This is a genomic window from Pseudomonas sp. BE134, assembly GCF_031456105.1.
In the GTDB taxonomy this organism is placed as follows: domain Bacteria; phylum Pseudomonadota; class Gammaproteobacteria; order Pseudomonadales; family Pseudomonadaceae; genus Aquipseudomonas.
On record NZ_JAVDUA010000008.1, the window covers coordinates 17,438 to 33,959 of the forward strand.

A 16,522-nucleotide genomic window follows, 5' to 3' on the forward strand; every position below is an offset into this window, starting at 1 on the left:
TGAGCAAAATCAATGTGGGAGCGAGCCTGCTCGCGAAGGGGCCGTGTCAGTCGACATCAACTTCGCTTGATACACCGCTTTCGCGAGCAGGCTCGCTCCCACAGGGTTACCGGTGAACTCAGGTGTCCGGAGTTTGCTCGGCCAGGGCCACGGCGCGGAACATCGCGCGGCGTTTGTTCAGGGTTTCTTCCCATTCCAGCGCAGGTACCGAGTCGGCGACGATGCCGCCACCAGCCTGCACGTGCAGTTCGCCGTTCTTGATCACCGCCGTGCGGATTGCAATCGCGGTGTCCATGTTGCCGTTCCAGGCAAAATAACCCACCGCACCGCCGTAGACGCCCCGTTTCACCGGTTCCAGTTCATCGATGATTTCCATCGCCCGAATCTTCGGCGCACCCGACAACGTGCCCGCCGGCAGAATCGCCCGCAACGCATCCATCGCGGTCAGGCCGGCCTTCAATTGCCCGGTGACGTTGGACACGATGTGCATCACGTTGGAATAACGCTCGATGACCATCTTCTCGGTGAGTTTCACCGAGCCGATTTCCGAGACCCGACCGGTGTCGTTACGACCCAGGTCGATCAGCATCAAGTGCTCGGCAATTTCCTTGTCGTCGGACAGCAGGTCTTTTTCCAGTGCCATATCGGCTTCTTCGTTGGCGCCGCGTGGCCGGGTGCCGGCAATCGGGCGCACGGTAATCAAATTGTCTTCGACCCGCACCAGCACTTCGGGCGAACTGCCCACGACATGGAAATCGCCGAAGTTGAAGAAGTACATATAAGGTGTCGGGTTGAAGCAACGCAGCGCACGGTACAGATCGATCGGGGCCGCCTTGAAGTCGATCGACATGCGTTGGGACGGCACGACCTGCATGCAGTCACCGGCCAGGATGTATTCCTTGATGGTGTCGACGGCTTTTTCGTAATCGTCCTGGGTGAAGCTCGAACGGAACACCGGATCAGCCGACTGTTGCTTGCTGAAATCCAGGCCACGGCGCGGCGTGATCGGCTGGCGAAGCTTTTCCAGCAGCTCTTCCAGACGTTCCAGGCCTTGCTCGAAAGCATCGGCCTGCGCCGGATCGGCCAGCACAATCGCGTGCATCTTGCCGGCGAGGTTGTCGAACACCACCACCGCATCGGAGACCATCAGCAGAATGTCCGGCACGCCGAGTGGATCAGGGTTCGGGCATTTGCCCAAGCGCTTCTCCACATACCGCACGCAGTCATAACCGAAATACCCTACCAGACCGCCATTGAAACGCGGCAGACCGGCAATGGTCGGCACGTTGTAACGGGACTTGAAGGTTTCGACGAACGCCAGCGGGTCTTCAACGTCGTGACTTTCGGTCTCGATGCCGTCGACGGTCACACTGACGTGATGGTCATGCACCCGCAGCACGGTGCGGCACGGCAGGCCAATGATCGAATAACGGCCCCACTTTTCCCCGCCCTGAACCGATTCCAGCAGGTAGGAGTTCGGCTCGTCAGCCAGTTTCAGGTAGATCGACAGCGGCGTGTCGAAGTCAGCCAGGGTTTCGCAGGCAAGCGGGATGCGGTTGTAGCCGGCAGCGGCCAAACGCAGGAATTCTTCGCGGATCATGGGGTAGCCTCGTGGCTTGAGGGTCTAACGGTCAGGTATGCAAACGCGCCGGTACGCCGGCCAGGAACAAGTCAGGCGCGCCAACGCCAGCGGGCCAGGGCCTTGATGACTTTCATCCAGAGTTTGCGAGTGACCACCACGATGGCGTTTCCAGCAGGGGGTTGAACAGCGTCGCGCAACGTTATCTCAGCGGCTGGATCCAGGCAACCGCGAATTAGTTTGCGCAGATCGTCGATCACCAGCGCCGGCGACTCTTCGGCAATCGGCCGGCCATGGTTGTAGCCGTAACTGAGCGCCACACACTTGACCCCCGCTGCTTTCGCCGCCAGCACATCGCTGCGCGAATCGCCGACGAACAAGGATTGCGAGGCCGGGATGTTGGCCATTTTCATCACGAAAAACAGCGCGGCCGGGTCGGGCTTTTTTTGCGGCAAGGTATCGCCGCCGATGATCCATTTGAAGTAGCGGCCGATTTTCATCTGATCCAGCAGCGGCGCGACGAAACGCTCCGGTTTGTTGGTGATCAGCGCCATCTCCACGCCCTGCTTGTGCAGCCACTTCAAGGTATCGCGCACACCGGGGTAAACCACAGTCAGCTCATGGCTTGCGCCATAGGCCTGCATGAAAATCTCCAGTGCGCGTTCAGCCTCACTGTTGTCGACGGCGGAATGCTCGATGCTTCCCGCCAGCGCACGCCGCACCAATACCGGCGCGCCGTTGCCGACCCATTCACGTACCGACTCGATGCCGGCAGGCTGACGCCCCAGCTTGAGCAGCATGTTATCCACAGCCGCTGCGAGGTCCGGGAGCGAATCGATCAGCGTGCCATCCAGATCGAACATCACCAGCCGCGGCAGACGCCCCGGGAACAACTGCTCAAAACCACTCATGGGCGAGCCAGTGCCAGTTCGGCGCGCATCTTCTCGATCACTTCCTGATAGTTTGGCGTGTTGAAAATCGCCGAGCCCGCGACAAAGGTGTCAGCGCCAGCCGCAGCGATTTCACGAATGTTGTTCACGTTCACGCCGCCGTCGATTTCCAGGCGAATGTCACGCCCGGAGGCATCGATCAACGCACGCGCCTGGCGCAGTTTGTCGAGGGTGCCGGGGATGAACTTTTGCCCGCCAAAACCCGGGTTGACGCTCATCAGCAAGATCATGTCGACCTTGTCCATCACGTATTCGAGCACGCTCAGCGGGGTCGCCGGGTTGAACACCAGGCCAGACTTGCAGCCGCCTTCGCGGATCAGTTGCAGGGAACGGTCGACGTGCTGCGAGGCTTCCGGATGGAAGGTGATGTAAGTCGCACCGGCTTCGATGAAGTCACCGACGATACGGTCCACCGGGCTGACCATCAGGTGCGCGTCGATTGGCGCGGTCACGCCGTATTTACGCAGCGCCGCACACACCATCGGGCCGATGGTCAGGTTGGGCACGTAGTGGTTGTCCATGACATCGAAGTGCACGAAGTCGGCACCGGCGGCCAGGACGTTGTCCACTTCTTCACCCAGGCGGGCGAAGTCGGCGGAGAGAATCGACGGAGCAATGACGAAGGGCTGCATGACGCACCTTTTTGAGCGGAATCACGATGGCGCGCATTGTATACCTCATACTTTGGCGCGCGCACTGTGACCGCGATGATTGGGCCTGCCTTCGATCATTAAGTCACGGCAGGCTCTAGTACGCCGCTCGGTAGATCTTCTCGATATCGGCGGCGCTCAATTTGCGTGGGTTGTTGCGCATCAAGCGCTCGATCCCCGCCGCTTCAGCGGCCATGGCCGGGATGGCGTCCTCGGGAACGCCGAAGCTGCGCATGCCCAGCGGGATTTCCACCGCTGCGCACAGTGCGGTCATCGCCTCCACGGCTTTGTCCGCGGCCTCGTTGGCACTCAGATGAGCGGTCTTCACCCCCATGGCCTCGGCAATATCTTGCATGCGCTCAACGCAGGCCATCTTGTTCCAGGTCATGACATACGGCAGCAACAAGGCGTTGCTGACACCGTGGGCGATGTTGAAACGTCCGCCCAGCGGATAAGCTAGCGCATGCACCGCGCCAACCCCGGCATTGCCGAACGCCATACCCGCCATCAGGCTGGCGGTGGCCATGTCTTCGCGGGCTTGCAGGTTGGATGGATTGGCATAGGACTTGGGCAGCGCCTTGGCGATCAGCTTGATGGCGCCGATGGCCAGGGCATCAGTGATCGGCGAGGCATTGACGGACAGATAGGACTCGATGGCATGCACCAGTGCATCGACGCCACTGGCAGCGGTGACACTGCGCGGACAGGTCAGGGTCATTTGCGGACTGACGAGCGCCACGTCGGGTAATAGATAGTCGCTGACGATGCCTTTTTTCAGCTGCGCGACCTTGTCGGAAAGGATCGCCACGTTGGTGACTTCCGACCCCGTACCGGCGGTGGTCGGGATGGCGATCAGCGGCGGGCCTTTACGCGGCACCTGATCGACACCGAACAGATCTTCCAGCGCGCCGTGGTAACCGGCATACGCCGCCACGCTCTTGGCAATGTCGATGGCGCTGCCACCGCCCAGACCGATCAAGCCGTCATGCCCACCGTCGCGATAAACCCGCATGCAGTCTTCGACAATGGCGATTTCCGGGTCTGGCAGGACCCGGTCGAAAATCTCGTAGGTGCGATCACCCAGCTGCGCCAGCGCCAACTCGACAGTGCCGGATTTGACCAGTGCTGCATCGGTAACGATCAGCGGGTTATCGACATCAAGACGCGTCAGTTCAGCGGCGAGCTGCTCGATGGCACCTGCACCGGTGATCAGTTTATGAGCAATTTTAAAAGAGGAAAGACTCATCGTGCGCAGCCTCTTATAGATAGGGGAGCTGGGCACAATAGTAGCTGGGGATTGGGGTTTGTCTGTTATTCAGGTCGTGAATAACCAACGATCCTGAAACCACCACAATTCAACTGTGGGAGCGAGCCTGCTCGCGATAGCGGTGTGTCATTCAACATTGATGTCGGCTGACACTACGCTTTCGCGAGCAGGCTCGCTCCCACAGGGGAAGTGTGTGGCGTCAGACCTGGGCAGTGCGCAGTTTTTCGCTGCGCCCGCGCAGCCATTCCAGGGTCAGCAGCAGGATTACCGAGAAGGCAATCAACAGTGTCGCGGCCGCCGCAATCGTCGGACTGAGGTTTTCACGAATCCCGCTGAACATCTGCCGTGGCAAGGTCGCTTGTTCGGGACCCGCGAGGAACAGCGTGACCACCACTTCATCGAACGATGTCGCAAAGGCAAACAGCGCTCCAGAGATCACCCCCGGTGCAATCAACGGCAACGTCACCCGGCGGAATGCCGTCAGCGGCGAGGCACCGAGACTTGCAGCGGCGCGCACCAGATTTTGGTTGAACCCCTGCAACGTCGCCGACACGGTGATGATCACAAACGGCACACCCAACACCGCATGCACCACGATCAGCGAGAAGAAGCTATTGCCCAATCCCAACGGGGCAAAAAACAGGTAACTCGCCACACCAATGATAACCACCGGCACCACCATCGGCGAAATCACCAGTGCCATGACCAGTGGCTTGCCGGGAAAGTCGCCGCGGGTCAGGCCGATCGCCGCAAGCGTACCGAAGATCATCGCCAGCACCGTCGCCGCCGGGGCAACAATGATGCTGTTCTTCAGTGCGCGCATCCATTCGGCCGAGCCGAAGAAGTCCTGATACCAGTGCAGCGAGAAGCCTTGCAGCGGGTACACCAGGAAACTGCCCGAGTTGAACGACAGCGGAATAATCACCAGCACCGGCAAAATCAGGAACAGCAAAACCAGGCCGCAGAGAATCCGCAAACTGTAGAACCACACCCGCTCAACGGGCGACATATAAGGACTCAGCATTTCGTTCTCCCCTTAGCTCAGGCGCAGGCGACTGGCACCCACCAGCCAGCTGTAAATCAGATAAAGCACCACAGTCGCCAACAACAGCAGTCCACCCAGTGCGGTCGCCATGCCCCAGTTGATGCTGGTGTTGGTGTAGAAGGCGACGAAGTAGCTGACCATCTGATCGTTCGGGCTGCCCAGCAACGCCGGGGTGATGTAGTAGCCGATGGCGAGGATGAACACCAACAGGCAACCGGCACCGACACCGGCATAGGTCTGCGGGAAGTACACGCGCCAGAAACTGGCGAACGGGTGGCAGCCGAGGGAAATCGCGGCACGCATGTAGGTTGGCGAGATGCCTTTCATGACGCTGTAGATCGGCAAAATCATGAATGGCAGCAGGATATGCACCATGGAGATGTAAACCCCGGTGCGGTTGAACACCAGTTCCAACGGTTTATCGATGATGCCCATGGCCATCAGGCCGCTGTTGATCAGGCCGCCCGATTGCAACAACACGATCCACGCAGCGACACGCACCAGGATCGAGGTCCAGAACGGCAGCAGGACCAGAATCATCAACAGGTTGCTTTGACGCGAAGGCAGGTTCGCCAGCAGGTAAGCCAATGGATACGCCAGCACCAGGCAGATCGCCGTAATGACCAGCCCCATCCAGAAGGTCCGGGCGAAGATATCCAGGTAAATCGCCTGATCGGGTGTCGCCGGGGCCAGTTCGCCGAGGTCATCGATCCGATGATCGACCGCCGCCAGCAGGTAGTAAGGCGTAATGCTGCTGACGTTGCGGCGCACCGCTTGCCAGTAGGCCGGGTCGCCCCAACGCTCGTCGAGCGCTTCCAGCGCTTCTTTATAGGAAGCCGGTTCAGTGGCGAACGGCAAGGCACGCGCGGTTTTGGTCAGCAGGCTGCGGTAGCCGGCCAGTTCCATGTTCAAGCGCTTGGACAAATCGCCCAGGGTTTGATTCTTGCGGGCTTCGGCGAGGTCTTCGCTGGCCGCTTTGTAAACCGGTTCAGCGGGCAGGCCTCGGCCGTCCCAGCCAGCGATGGCCGACACAGTGCGCGGCATGCCGCCGACCACTTCCGGGTTACCCACGCTTTTGTAGAGCAGCGCCACGATTGGCACCAGGAACACCAGCAACAGAAACAGCACCAACGGCGCGATCAAGGCTTGAGCCTTCCAGCGGTTGATCCGCTCGGCGTGCTTGAGTCGCTGCTTCAAGGTGGGGTCAGTGCCCGCGTTCAGGGGAATGGCGGTGGCCATGGCGTACTCCGGAAATCTTTGATCGTTACAGAGGCGCAGAAGCACCCCGAACCATGATCGTTCCCACGCTCTGCGTGGGAACGCATCCAGTGACGCTCTGCGTCACAAGGACGCGGAGCGTCCCGGGCGGCATTCCCACGCAGAGCGTGGGAACGATCAACCAGTGAACCGTCGTCCCTTGTTACATGTGTTACTTGGCAGCCCAGGAATTGAAGCGCTGTTCCAGTTGCTCGCCGTTGTCAGCCCAGAAGCTGACATCGATCTGCACCTGGTTGGCGATGTTTTCCGGGGTGGTCGGCATGTCTTTCAGGACATCCTTGGCCAGCAACGGTACGGCCTGGATATTGGCCGGGCCGTAGGCGATGTTTTCCGAGTAGGTCTTCTGCTGCTGCGGCTGCACCGAGAAGGCGATGAACTTCTTCGCCGCTTCAGCGCGTGTTTTATCCAGACCTTTTGGAATCGCCCATGCGTCGAAGTCGTAGATGCCGCCGTTCCACACCACTTTCAGGTTGCTTTCTTTCTGCACGGCAGCGATCCGGCCGTTGTAGGCCGAGCTCATGACCACGTCGCCGGAAGCGAGGTACTGCGGCGGTTGTGCGCCGGCTTCCCACCACTGGATGCTTGGTTTGAGCTCATCGAGTTTCTTGAACGCGCGGTCCTGACCATCCTTGCCGGCCAGTACTTTGTAGACGTCTTTGGGCGCTACGCCGTCGGCCATCAGAGCGAATTCCAGGGTGTATTTGGCGCCTTTGCGCAGGCCACGCTTGCCCGGGAATTTCTTGGTGTCCCAGAAATCCACCCAGCTGGTTGGCGCGGAAGCCAGTTTGTCGGCGTTGTAGGCCAACACGGTCGACCACACGAAGAAGCCCACGCCACACGGCTGGATAGCGCCTTTGACGAAGTCCGCGGGGTTGCCAAACAGCTTGGGATCAAGCTGCTCGAACATGTCTTCGTCGCAGCCACGGGACAGTTCTGGCGATTCAACTTCTACCAGGTCCCAGGACACGCTTTTGGTGTCGACCATGGCCTTGACCTTGGCCATTTCGCCGTTGTACTCGCCCGCCACGATCTTGCCGTTGCCTGCCGCTTCCCACGGTGCGTAGAAGGCTTTGACCTGCGCAGCCTTGTTCGCACCGCCAAAGGACACCACAGTCAGGTCCGGACCCGCCGCCATCGCGTGTGCCGCACCGATCATGCCCATGACCAGGGCGGTGAATTTCAGGGATCTCAACATTTATTGTTCTCTCCACGTGCAGGGTTGGTGTTGTTGAAGCCGGGGCGATCAATTCGCCTCAAGGGGACGCTCTCACTTAGTTTCCTCACCGCGTTGTCGCCTTAAAGCGGGCCAGGCAAGGCGCAGGCCGCTGGGAATGGTGTTCCCTTTCCAAGGCCTGCAACGCAGCCTGGCCCGCTTTAAGGCACAACCCGAAGGGCCGGGCCTGCTGTTGTGCAGGGCTGCGTTGCTCGAAGCTTATTTGGAATGACCAAACCACGCTTCTCGCGCCTTGCCCTGCACAACAGCAGACCCGGCGCGGTGTGGAAACTAAGTGGGAGCGTCCCCTAGCGGGTCGAGCGCGCGAACGTGTTCGACCTGCCAGCCAAGCGGTACCACGTCGCCAACAGCCAGCGCGGGATCGAGCTCGGCAATCGGTTGTTTCACGAAGAAGTCGGTCTTGCCGCAGACCTCCAGGCGAACCCGGACGTGATCGCCCAGATAGATGAATTCCGCCACCCTCCCTGAGAAGCGGTTGACGCATGACTCGCTGGAACCATTGAGGCTGATGCGCTCGGGACGAATCGACAGCGTGACCGGTTCGCCGGTCTTGCCGACGTTGACCGCCAGGGCTTCAACTTTTTCGCCACGACCCAGCTCAACGATGCAGCGATCGCCGGTCTGGCTGTGCAGGCGGCCGTTGAGGCGGTTGTTCTCGCCGATGAAGTTGGCAACGAAGGTATTTTTCGGTTCTTCGTAGAGGGTGCGCGGCGGCGCGATCTGCTGAATCTCGCCTTGATGGAACACCGCTACCCGGTCAGACATGGTCAGGGCTTCACCCTGGTCGTGGGTCACGTAAACCACGGTCACGCCGAGGCGTTGATGCAGGTGCTTGATCTCCATCTGCATGTGTTCGCGCAGTTGTTTATCAAGCGCACCGAGCGGTTCGTCCATCAGCACCAATTGCGGCTCGAACACCAGTGCCCGGGCCAATGCCACACGCTGCTGCTGACCGCCGGACAGTTGTGCCGGATAGCGCTGCGCAAAGGCGTCGAGCTGCACCATGCTCAGGACTTTTTTGACCTTGGCACTGACGTCGCTCTTGTTCATGCCGCGCACGGTCAGCGGGAACGCGAGGTTCTCGGCGACCGTCATGTGCGGGAATAACGCGTAGTTCTGGAACACCATGCCGATGTCACGCTTGTGAGGCGGCACGTTGTTGATGGAACGCCCGGCCAGCAGGATTTCGCCCGCGGTCGGTGTTTCAAAACCGGCGAGCATCATCAGGCTGGTGGTCTTGCCGGAGCCGGACGGCCCGAGCAAGGTGAGGAATTCGCCTTTGCGAATGTCCAGGTTGAGGTCTTTGACGATCAGGTTCTCGCCGTCGTAGCTTTTCTGCACTCCACGAAAGCTGACCAGAATGTCGCTGGCCCCTGCGCTTGAATCGACCTGGCTCATACCCGCACCTTTGTTGTTGATAACTGCTGTGGACTAAGCCTAGTGGACACTGCCGACCACGCAAATCGGGGGGCAGGAGAGAATCGCCTCAGCCGGATGGAAGGTTGGGGGTAGGGATTGCCCTACAAGGATGGCGCGTTTTGACAAACGCAGCGGCAAGCTGTCCGCTGCAAGCCGCAAGAACAGGTGCAGGCGGCTGAAATGTACGTCGTTATTGGATATGCACACAGTCCCTCGTGGGAGGTGTGTCAGAGGAGTTTGTGTTCCATCGCGTACTTCACCAATTCCGCCAGCGAGGTGATGTTGAGCTTCTGCATCAAACGCGCTTTGTGGGTGCTGATGGTTTTGCTGCTCAACCCAAGTTGCTGAGCGATGTCATTGACGTTGACGCCTTGGGCCAGACGTTCGAACACCGAAAATTCGCGCTCCGACAGCAATGAGTGCAACGGCCTTGAATCGGTCAAGCCGACTTCGAAAACCATGCGGTCGGCGAGGTCCGGGTCGATGTAGCGCCCACCCGCCGCCACTTTACGGATAGCGGTCAACAGCAGCGCCGGATCACTGTCCTTGGTCGCGTAACCCGCAGCGCCGACTTTCAATGCCCGGGCGGCCATTTGCGCTTCGTCGTGCATCGACAACACGAGGATGGCGGGCGGATTGTTAAGCGCACGAATCCGCGGAATTGCTTCCAGGCCATTCACGCCCGGCATGGAGATATCCAGCAATACCACCTCGCACGGCACATGCCGCAAGGTCTCGAGCAACTGCTCGCCATTGCTCGCCTCCCCCACCACCAGCAAATCCTTGGCCAGGCCAATCAATTGCTTGATGCCTTCGCGGACGATGGTGTGGTCTTCGGCTACCAGTACACGGATCACGTTCTTCTCCATTCTTTTTATTTCAGAGCCAGGATCTATCGCGATCCGACTTGCCCGCGAAGGCGTCAGTACAGTCAACACACATTCTTCAGGCTGCATCCAGCGGCACACGAACACTCAACGTCGTGCCCTCCCCCGGCTCACTTTCAAGCGAAAGCTGCCCGCCCATGATCAACACCCGTTCACGCATGCCGACCACTCCGAAAGATGTTGCCCTACCGGTGGCGGGGACAAATCCTACGCCATCATCACTGACGGTCAGACACAACTCGTCGCCTTCCAGCGCCAAAGTGAGCTCAACAGTATGCGCCTGGGCATGGCGCATGACATTGGTCAGCGCTTCCTGAAGGATCCGAAACAAGCCTATGGCCATGGCATCGCTGAGCACCGGCAGATTGTCCGGCACCTGCACCAGACACGGAATCTGCGTGCGCGCCTCGAAACGCCGGGCCTGCCACTCGATGGCAGACGCGATCCCGGCGTCGAGAATCGGTGGTCGCAGCGCCGTGGCCACATCGCGCACCAGTTGAAACAGTTGAGCGATCAAGCGCTTCATGCTGTTCAAGCGCTCGTTCAGTCCAGGGTCGAGTTGGGCGTAGGTCAATTCGCACATGGACGTTTCCAGTTTGAGCACGGTCAGCATCTGGCCCAGTTCGTCATGAACTTCCCTGGCGATGCGCGCCTTTTCCTCTTCGCGCACGCTCTCCAGGTGCGCGGACAACTCACGCAGCTGTTCGCGGGAGCTGGCGAGTTCCAGCTCAATACGCTTGCTCTCGCTGATGTCCCAGACGATACCGTCCCAAACGTAAGCGCCGTCTTCGAGTCGACGGGTGATGGCTTTGATCTCGGCCCAACGCTGTTCGCCCGAACGGGTCAAGATCCGCCCTTGCCAGGACCAGTCACTGTCGGTATCCAGCGCATGGTCCTGAGTCTGGTGATAGCTGGCCTTGTCGTCCGGGTGCACCAGACTGCGCAAACCTTTATCGCGATGGGCCAGGGTGGCCGGCGAGTACCCCACCAGGCTTTCACTGCCTTCACTAATGTAGGCAAAGTCGATCTGCCCGGTCACCGGTGCGCGCTCAAGGCGAAAGACCAGCCCTGGAACGTTGGCGGCAATCCCCTGCAACCGCGCCTCGCTTTCCTGCAACGCGGCCAGTGCGCGGCGGCGTTCGGTCACGTCGTTGAGATAAACAACCAGGTATTCGCCATCGCGAAACCGCAGGAAGCTCAACGACACATCCGTCGGCAAAATGCTGCCGTCAGCCCGCACGCAGTTAGTTTCGAAACTGAGCGGTCCCTCCTCACTGGCCCGCGCGCGTTTCCACAGATTCAGCCAGCGATCCATGTGCAAACCGGGCTCGAAGTCGATGAGCGGTCGCTCGATGATCCCGCCCGGCGGGTAGCCGAGCATGCTTTCGGCAGCGCGGTTGGCGTAACGTACATGGCTGTCCCAGTTGACCCAGAGAATGCCGACGGTGCTTTGATCGATGGAAAACTGCGTCAGGCGCAGCGCCTCTTCACTGGCTTCACGCAGCGCAATGTCTTCGCGCGCAGCCAACAGGCGTTGCTCCAGACTGTGCTGTTGCCGTCGCTGCCAGAACACGATGGCCATGCTGCTCAGCAGCATGACGGCAAACAGCAGGCAAAGGTTTTGCCAGAACCCCGGGGATTCGGAAAGCCTTGGGTATTTAGGCTGTAACCATTGGTTGTGCAGTTGCTCCAGGTCCTTGGCCGGGATCGCCCGCAGCGCACTTTCGACGATGCCCGCGAGCTCCGGCCAATCCCGGCGAGTGGCCACTCGCAGCAATTGCGGCAGGCCGATGTCGCCCACCACGACCAGTCCGGCGAACTCAGGCTCGGCGGATAATCGGCCCAGCTGGGCCTCATCGACCACGGCGTAACTGGCTTGCTGACTCAGCAACAATTGCAGCGCCTGACGCTCGATGGGTACGCCTTGCAGGTTCAGATGGGGATAATTGCTGCGCAGATAATCGGCAGTCACGCTGGGCATCCGCACCGCGACACGGGTCTGACTGTCGAGCTTCTCCAGTTCCACGACACCGGTGCCTTTCTGGTCGCTGACCACCAGTTGCGGAACTCGCATGTACGGATCGGTAAATTGCCACAGGCGCAAACCGGCAGGGGTTTGCATCAGTCCCACAGCGATGTCGATTTCACCCGCATGTGCAGCGTCTTCCAGTTGCGCGCCATCCGGAAAATTGCGCCAGCTGAGCTCAACTTTGAGCGCATTGGCCAACCATTTCATCAGCTCGACGTTCACCCCGGACAAGCGTTGCAAACGGCGATCGTATTGCGCATAAGGCGCCTGCAAGACCACACCGACCCGCAGTTCACCATGGGTTGCCAGCCATTGTTTTTGCTCGGGCGACAATGGCGCGGCATGCACCTGGGGCGCAGACGCCGCCCACCCCATCAAGGGAAACCACAAACAGCCGATAACCCACAGGCAGCGAAAAAACATCATCGAAGTCTCACACACTGACAAACACTGACTAACCCATTAGGCTGCCGGAAACACTTCTGGCCTGGAATATCCGATGCCCCCTGTCTACCGCCTGGCACTGCCAGCATTGTGCCTGTCGCTGATCCTGCCTTGTGCCTTTTCTGCCGAGATCACCGACCCGGCGCCAGAAACTGCAGAAAAAACCACAGAAGAAAAACCGGCCGAACGCCAGCCATTGCTTGAGCGTAGTCAGGAAGAAGCGACAGCACTTGAGCGAAAAATCCCTGTTCAGGAACAGCAACAGCTGCAAGCCGGCACCGACACCTTTCTAGCCTTGTGGAAACCGGCCAATACCACCGAGCCCAAGGGCGCGGTGATTATCATCCCCGGTGCTGGCGAAACCGCTGACTGGCCGCAAGCAATCGGCCCTTTGCGCCGCCAATTGCCAGACGCCCAGTGGAGCAGCCTGAGTATCACCTTGCCCGATCTGCAAAGCGACGCCATTGCGCCACGTAACGTCGAAGTCGCACCCGCGCCAAAAGCACCGGATACCGCCAGCAAGGATTCCACCACCGCAGCGCCCATCGAACAGGCCGCCGGCGGTGAAGCGGAAGTGGTCGACAAGGTCATCGCCGAAACCAGCGAGGAGCAGGTAAAAGCCGACGCTGAACGCATCTTCGCGCGTATTGAGGCTGCCATTGCTTATGCCGAACAACAAAGCGCCCGCCGCATTGTCGTGCTAGGCCATGGCACTGGCGCTTACTGGGCCGCGCGCTACCTGAGTGAGAGACAACCCTCGCAAGTGGAGAAGTTCGTGATGGTCGCAGCCCAGGCACCGGTTGCTGCAACGCCTGCGCTGGCCGAACTGACGCCGACGTTGAAGCTCGCGACGGCGGACCTTTTCTATATGGATAAGCCGCTGGATCGCAAAGCAGCGCTGGAGCGTTTGCAGGCCAGCAAGCGTTTGAAGACGTCGGCATTCAATCAGGTTTCGTTGAAAGCGCTGCCGGGGAATGCCAAGGCTGAGCAGGACCAGCTGGTACGCCGGGTGCGTGGCTGGTTGAATCCGCAGAATGCGGCGGACCGATAGACCGAGGTGCCCCATTCGCGAGCAAGCCCGCTCCCACACTAGATCTTCAGTTGACACAGAATTCGTGTGCACCGAGATCAAATGTGGGAGCGGGCTTGCTCGCAAAGGCGTCCTCACAGGCGACACAACCCCTAGCCCTATCGAAAATCCCGCCGCTCACGAATCAACGTATAAGCCGTATGCAACTCGCGAGTCCTGTCCGTTGCCTCACGCACCTGCAATGCCGTCGCCCCGCTGCCGGCAATCTTGTCCGGGTGGTGGCGACTCAGCAAGCGCCGATAAGCACGCTTGATCTGCTCCGGCTCGCTGGTTGCCGACACCCCCAAAAGCCGCAGCGCATCTTGATAGCTGATGGCGCCGCTGACCTTTGGCCGCCTGTGTTGCTCATAATCGGCGGCCAATGCCTGCACCTGATGCGGCGTCCAGCCCAGCCACTTACCCCATTGGGCAATCAACTCGCGCTCACGACTACCGGCACGGCCATCGGCCCAGACCATCCGCCAACAGGCGCGCAACACACCTTCTGCGGCATGAGGCTGAGCACTCAAGCGCCGCAGATAGCCGCGTAATCGGTCATTACCCGATTTGCCGCGATTGAACGCGACAATGGCACGACGTTGCGCCGATTCCGTCATGTCCAAAGACCGCATTTCCTGACGGGCCTGCTGGATGTGGCCCTCCATCACCTGTCCATCACTCTTGGCCAACCGCCCCAACAACACGAAAAGCAGCTCATCATTGCGCAGCATCGGACGACCGCCGAGCTTTTCAATCAGATGCCCAAAGCTTTGCAAGTGCAAGCGCCGATCCAGCGCCTGCCCCAACAACGCGCCGAGCATGGCCCCCGGAATGCTGGCTATGGCATAGCCTGCTCCGGCTCCGATCAGAGTCCCTGGCCACAACATCTCAGCGGCTCGCTTCTATCAATGCTTCAACTTCGGCCAGGCGCTCGTGCGTGCCGACATCCACCCACTGGCCTTTCAACCGTTCGCCCGTCACTTGCCCGTCGGCCATGGCTTTGCGCAACAGCGGCGCTAGCTTGAACGCCCCGTCAGAACAACCGTCGAACAGTTGCGGATGCAACACTGCGATGCCGCTGTACGTCAGGGTTGTGATGCCTGGCTGTCCGTCGCGCACGTGGCCGTCAACCAGCGTGAAATCGCCGGCCGGGTGATGGGCCGGGTTATCCGCCAGTACCAAGTGAGCCAACCCGGCGCCGGGCTGATGCAGCACGCTGAAGTCGTAATCGGTCCAGATATCACCGTTGACCACCACAAAAGCATCGTCCCCCAGTAACGGCAACGCGCGAAAAATCCCGCCGCCGGTCTCCAGCGGCTCACCCTCCGGTGAATACTGGATGGTGATGCCGTAGCGTGAACCGTCGCCCAGATAATCTTCGATCTGCTGACCGAGCCAGGCATGGTTGATCACAATTTCGCTAAACCCGGCTGCCGCCAGGGCGCGCAGGTGATACTCGATCAGCGGCACGCCGCCGGCGCGAACCAGCGGTTTGGGGGTGGTCAAGGTCAACGGACGCATACGCTCGCCTTTGCCTGCCGCCAGAATCATGGCCTTCATGCATGGGCTCCGGCACGCAGACTTAGCAATAACACATCCAGTTCCGCCAGTTCAGGCCGGCGGGCGATCACCGCTTCTATATAGGCAAAGAAGCGTGGCACATCGGCGAGGTAGCGCGGCTTGCCGTCACGATGGCAGATGCGGGCGAAGATGCCGATGACTTTCAGGTGACGCTGCACGCCCATCAAGTCGCTGGCTCGCAGGAAGTCTTCGAAATCCGGCTGAACCGGAATGTCGAGAGCGCCGGCTTGCTGCCAGTACTGCTCAAGCCAGCCGCGCACACGCTCTTCAGGCCAGCTGAGGAAGGCGTCCTTGAACAGGCAGGTCACGTCGTAGGTCACGGGACCATAAACCGCATCCTGGAAATCCAGCACACCCGGGTTCGGATCGCTGATCATCAAGTTGCGCGGCATGTAGTCGCGATGCACCAGCACTTTGGGCTGGGCCAAGGCGCTATCAATCAACAGATCGGTCACGTTCTGCCAGAGCATTTTCTGCGCCGCGTCGAACTCGATGCCCAGTTCCTGTTTTACGTACCAGTCGGGAAACAATTCCAGCTCGCGACGCAACAGTGCGACGTCATAACTCGGCAACGGCGCAACCATTGGCAACTGCTGAAAAGCCAACAGCGCCTGCAGGGCATCCTTCAATAAATCGTCGGCATTTTTGCTGTCGATCACGTCCAGGTAAGTCTTGTTGCCCAAGTCATTGAGCAAAAGAAAACCGCGCTCGAGGTCTTCGGCATAAATTTTCGGTACATTTATTCCCGATTTCGCCAGCAAAAAAGCGATATCCACGAAGGGTTTACAGTTTTCCTGGGGCGGTGGAGCGTCCATCACGATGAAGCTTTTACCCTCGCCTTCCCAGCGAAAATAGCGCCGAAAGCTCGCGTCGCTACTGGCCGCAGTCAACGTGGCCGGGGGTACGGCACCCCATCCTTGTGCTGCAAAGAGAATCGCCAACTGCTCATCGAGCCAAACTTTCAGTTGCTGCAAACGTACATCTTGATCAGGCATTGCAAGGGTCTCCGACGGCGCTAGCCGTCAAGCGGGTCATGCTTTATTATCCAGCATCTTTTTCAGACCATCGAGAGGCGTGCGGCCCACACCGC

The 16,522-nt window shown here is 59.8% G+C and carries 14 protein-coding genes; 1 reads left to right on the forward strand and 13 read right to left on the reverse strand.

All coding sequences use genetic code 11. The features are described from left to right. Window positions 1-118: 118 nt before the first annotated feature. From trpE to J2Y56_RS08795, 10 genes are all read right to left on the reverse strand, one after another. The gene (gene trpE / locus J2Y56_RS08750; protein WP_310349767.1) at window positions 119-1,600 is read right to left on the reverse strand and encodes an anthranilate synthase component I; all 1,482 of its coding nucleotides are present in this window, start codon (window positions 1,598-1,600) and stop codon (window positions 119-121) included. A 71-nt stretch (window positions 1,601-1,671) separates the two neighbouring features. Next, window positions 1,672-2,490: a phosphoglycolate phosphatase gene (locus J2Y56_RS08755; protein WP_007948020.1), complete on the reverse strand. Its 819-nt coding sequence runs from the start codon at window positions 2,488-2,490 to the stop codon at window positions 1,672-1,674. Further along, entirely contained in the window at window positions 2,487-3,161 is a 675-nt protein-coding gene (gene rpe / locus J2Y56_RS08760) for a ribulose-phosphate 3-epimerase (RefSeq protein ID WP_007948022.1), read from the reverse strand. The genes J2Y56_RS08755 and rpe overlap by 4 nt, the downstream gene beginning before the upstream one ends. A gap of 115 nt (window positions 3,162-3,276) precedes the next feature. After that, window positions 3,277-4,425 carry an iron-containing alcohol dehydrogenase gene (locus J2Y56_RS08765; RefSeq protein ID WP_310349769.1) on the reverse strand — a complete coding sequence of 383 codons (1,149 nt, stop codon included), beginning with the start codon at window positions 4,423-4,425 and terminating at the stop codon, window positions 3,277-3,279. A 220-nt stretch (window positions 4,426-4,645) separates the two neighbouring features. After that, complete coding sequence (locus J2Y56_RS08770) at window positions 4,646-5,470, reverse strand: ABC transporter permease (protein WP_310349771.1); 825 nt, start codon at window positions 5,468-5,470, stop codon at window positions 4,646-4,648. A 12-nt stretch (window positions 5,471-5,482) separates the two neighbouring features. Beyond that, window positions 5,483-6,730, reverse strand: a complete 1,248-nt coding sequence (locus tag J2Y56_RS08775) for an ABC transporter permease (protein WP_007948025.1) — start codon at window positions 6,728-6,730, stop codon at window positions 5,483-5,485. A 190-nt stretch (window positions 6,731-6,920) separates the two neighbouring features. Continuing rightward, a complete protein-coding gene (locus J2Y56_RS08780; protein ID WP_007948026.1) occupies window positions 6,921-7,964 on the reverse strand; it encodes an ABC transporter substrate-binding protein in 1,044 nt (347 codons plus the stop codon). 309 nt (window positions 7,965-8,273) lie between these two features. Continuing rightward, complete coding sequence (locus tag J2Y56_RS08785) at window positions 8,274-9,401, reverse strand: ABC transporter ATP-binding protein (RefSeq protein WP_007947783.1); 1,128 nt, start codon at window positions 9,399-9,401, stop codon at window positions 8,274-8,276. Window positions 9,402-9,649: 248 nt separating this feature from the next. After that, window positions 9,650-10,291, reverse strand: coding sequence for a response regulator transcription factor (locus J2Y56_RS08790; RefSeq protein ID WP_177323443.1), 642 nt, complete (start codon window positions 10,289-10,291; stop codon window positions 9,650-9,652). A 76-nt stretch (window positions 10,292-10,367) separates the two neighbouring features. Continuing rightward, window positions 10,368-12,764 (reverse strand): PAS domain S-box protein, encoded by a 2,397-nt coding sequence (locus J2Y56_RS08795; RefSeq protein ID WP_310349772.1) that lies wholly within the window; start codon window positions 12,762-12,764, stop codon window positions 10,368-10,370. A 73-nt stretch (window positions 12,765-12,837) separates the two neighbouring features. Between J2Y56_RS08795 and J2Y56_RS08800 the strand changes: the two genes are divergently transcribed. Beyond that, complete coding sequence (locus J2Y56_RS08800; RefSeq protein WP_310349773.1) at window positions 12,838-13,833, forward strand: alpha/beta hydrolase family protein; 996 nt, start codon at window positions 12,838-12,840, stop codon at window positions 13,831-13,833. 137 nt (window positions 13,834-13,970) lie between these two features. Here the strand turns inward: J2Y56_RS08800 and J2Y56_RS08805 are convergent, their stop codons facing one another. Genes J2Y56_RS08805 through J2Y56_RS08815 form a run of 3 tightly spaced genes read right to left on the reverse strand, consistent with a single transcriptional unit; the run spans window position 13,971 to window position 16,427 of the window. Then, window positions 13,971-14,738: a TerB family tellurite resistance protein gene (locus tag J2Y56_RS08805; RefSeq protein ID WP_007947787.1), complete on the reverse strand. Its 768-nt coding sequence runs from the start codon at window positions 14,736-14,738 to the stop codon at window positions 13,971-13,973. Between the two features lies 1 nt (window position 14,739). After that, a complete protein-coding gene (murU, locus tag J2Y56_RS08810) occupies window positions 14,740-15,411 on the reverse strand; it encodes an N-acetylmuramate alpha-1-phosphate uridylyltransferase MurU (protein ID WP_007947788.1) in 672 nt (223 codons plus the stop codon). Further along, window positions 15,408-16,427, reverse strand: a complete 1,020-nt coding sequence (locus tag J2Y56_RS08815) for an aminoglycoside phosphotransferase family protein (RefSeq protein WP_007947790.1) — start codon at window positions 16,425-16,427, stop codon at window positions 15,408-15,410. The genes murU and J2Y56_RS08815 overlap by 4 nt, the downstream gene beginning before the upstream one ends. Window positions 16,428-16,522 lie beyond the last annotated feature (95 nt).

What these genes read in the sequence shown, in the direction of transcription:
- J2Y56_RS08785 (WP_007947783.1), bottom strand. Translation starts at nt 9,401, where the DNA reads ATGAGCCAGGTCGATTCAAGCGCAGGGGCCAGCGACATTCTGGTCAGC.
- trpE (WP_310349767.1), bottom strand. Translation starts at nt 1,600, where the DNA reads ATGATCCGCGAAGAATTCCTGCGTTTGGCCGCTGCCGGCTACAACCGC.
- J2Y56_RS08815 (WP_007947790.1), bottom strand. Translation starts at nt 16,427, where the DNA reads ATGCCTGATCAAGATGTACGTTTGCAGCAACTGAAAGTTTGGCTCGAT.
- rpe (WP_007948022.1), bottom strand. Translation starts at nt 3,161, where the DNA reads ATGCAGCCCTTCGTCATTGCTCCGTCGATTCTCTCCGCCGACTTCGCC.
- J2Y56_RS08780 (WP_007948026.1), bottom strand. Translation starts at nt 7,964, where the DNA reads ATGTTGAGATCCCTGAAATTCACCGCCCTGGTCATGGGCATGATCGGT.
- J2Y56_RS08775 (WP_007948025.1), bottom strand. Translation starts at nt 6,730, where the DNA reads ATGGCCACCGCCATTCCCCTGAACGCGGGCACTGACCCCACCTTGAAG.
- J2Y56_RS08765 (WP_310349769.1), bottom strand. Translation starts at nt 4,425, where the DNA reads ATGAGTCTTTCCTCTTTTAAAATTGCTCATAAACTGATCACCGGTGCA.
- J2Y56_RS08805 (WP_007947787.1), bottom strand. Translation starts at nt 14,738, where the DNA reads ATGTTGTGGCCAGGGACTCTGATCGGAGCCGGAGCAGGCTATGCCATA.
- J2Y56_RS08800 (WP_310349773.1), top strand. Translation starts at nt 12,838, where the DNA reads ATGCCCCCTGTCTACCGCCTGGCACTGCCAGCATTGTGCCTGTCGCTG.
- J2Y56_RS08790 (WP_177323443.1), bottom strand. Translation starts at nt 10,291, where the DNA reads ATGGAGAAGAACGTGATCCGTGTACTGGTAGCCGAAGACCACACCATC.
- J2Y56_RS08755 (WP_007948020.1), bottom strand. Translation starts at nt 2,490, where the DNA reads ATGAGTGGTTTTGAGCAGTTGTTCCCGGGGCGTCTGCCGCGGCTGGTG.
- J2Y56_RS08770 (WP_310349771.1), bottom strand. Translation starts at nt 5,470, where the DNA reads ATGCTGAGTCCTTATATGTCGCCCGTTGAGCGGGTGTGGTTCTACAGT.
- murU (WP_007947788.1), bottom strand. Translation starts at nt 15,411, where the DNA reads ATGAAGGCCATGATTCTGGCGGCAGGCAAAGGCGAGCGTATGCGTCCG.
- J2Y56_RS08795 (WP_310349772.1), bottom strand. Translation starts at nt 12,764, where the DNA reads ATGATGTTTTTTCGCTGCCTGTGGGTTATCGGCTGTTTGTGGTTTCCC.